The following is a 1,482-nucleotide window of genomic DNA, read 5'->3' as shown; positions in this document are numbered from 1 at the left end:
AAATCACTTTTTTTTAGTGGTCACTTTTTGGGGCTGGCCTCTCCGATGCGATCGCACCTCTGAGTATTCTATCTCAGGAAGAGGGCATTGCTCCTACTGGTCACTTATTTCTGCCATCCTGCACTAGTTACAGAGTTGAGTCTTCAAGACATAGCAGAGAAAAGAAGGAAGAAGGAAGAAGGAAAAATATTGTCTTGTCTGAACTTTAAACTTTTGATCTATCCGCGCCCTTCCCTTTGATTGCTATATATTATATATTCTAAGGAAAGTAAATTAAATAAGACCGGAAATTTATGTTTGAGATCTGATAAAACCTCTTAAAAGTAATTAATTTTATCTGGTTTTAATTGATTTTCATTCCTTAGTTAATTAACAAAAATTTTCTCTCTAATTCTACAATATTCTCACTCTTTCTCTATTCCCGATTGCTTAGATATACAAGAAAACTTCAATTTTAACATTCATATTTTTGTTTTGAACGACACCACATATTCTCTGCCAATAATACGAATTTGAAAAAAGAATGTAGTCGAATAATAAGTGTAATTAAAAAACAATTGCAGGAAATTTATGACCAAAAAACTGGTATAGAAGCCATTCATTCTGACTCCTATTTCACATTCATATCTATGTTTTGAACGACACCATATATTCTCTGCCAATAATACGAATTTGAAAAAAGAATGTAGTCGAATAATAAGTGTAATTAAAAGACAATTGCAGGAAATTTTCCTTTGACAAAAAAGAGAATTTATGAGCGAAGAGTTGGTATAGAAGCCATTCATCTGACTCCTAACTCCTGACTCCCGCGATCTAACAGATTAAAGATTTTTCTATTCCATTGACCTAAGCAGATTTTACCTGAGCTTTGTTTTCCAACAGACTCCTAATTGAAGCTTTTTCAATTAACCCAACTAAAACACCGTTTTCATCAATAACAGTTAATTCATTAATTTGCTTTTGTTCCAATAAAGAAACTACTTCTAAAAGAGAAGTTTTAGCTACCACAGTCTCCATATTTATTACAGGTTTCGTTAATTCTTTTACCATAACTAAAGGCCACTCAGAGGTATTAACTACTTTCAAATCATCAACGTTAATTACTCCTACTAACTGATCTACTTCATTAATAACTAAAAACTGTTTTCTACTATCTTTCCCAATTATATATTCATTCACAAATTCTCGTAGAGAAAGACTAGCTGAAACAATTGGGCGATCGAGAATAATAGCATCTGCTGCAGTTAAGTCTGCAAGAGTACCTTGGATTTCTGCATATTGGGCAGAACGACCAGCATTTTGTAGTAAAAACGAACCAATTAGAATATTCCAAATATTAGGAAAACTACCAGATAAAAAAGTAGGAATCAAACTAGAAACTATTGCCAACCAACCAAATACTTGACCTACTCTACTAGCAAAAATAACTCCTTTGTAAGGGTTATTTGTGATTTTCCAAACAATGGATTTGAATGTTTCCAA

1 protein-coding gene is annotated in these 1,482 nt (G+C 32.7%); it reads right to left on the bottom strand.

The features are described 5' to 3' along the window. Window positions 1–846: 846 nt before the first annotated feature. Window positions 847–1,482 (bottom strand): CBS domain-containing protein (locus F6K13_RS32850; RefSeq protein ID WP_287289881.1); only part of this gene is annotated, 636 nt, incomplete at its 5' end.

Source organism: Okeania sp. SIO2B9, assembly GCF_010672505.1.
Classification (GTDB): Bacteria; Cyanobacteriota; Cyanobacteriia; order Cyanobacteriales; family Microcoleaceae; genus Okeania; species Okeania hirsuta.
The sequence above is the reverse complement of the archived record's forward strand: the minus strand, read 5'-3'. Positions and strand labels throughout refer to the sequence as shown.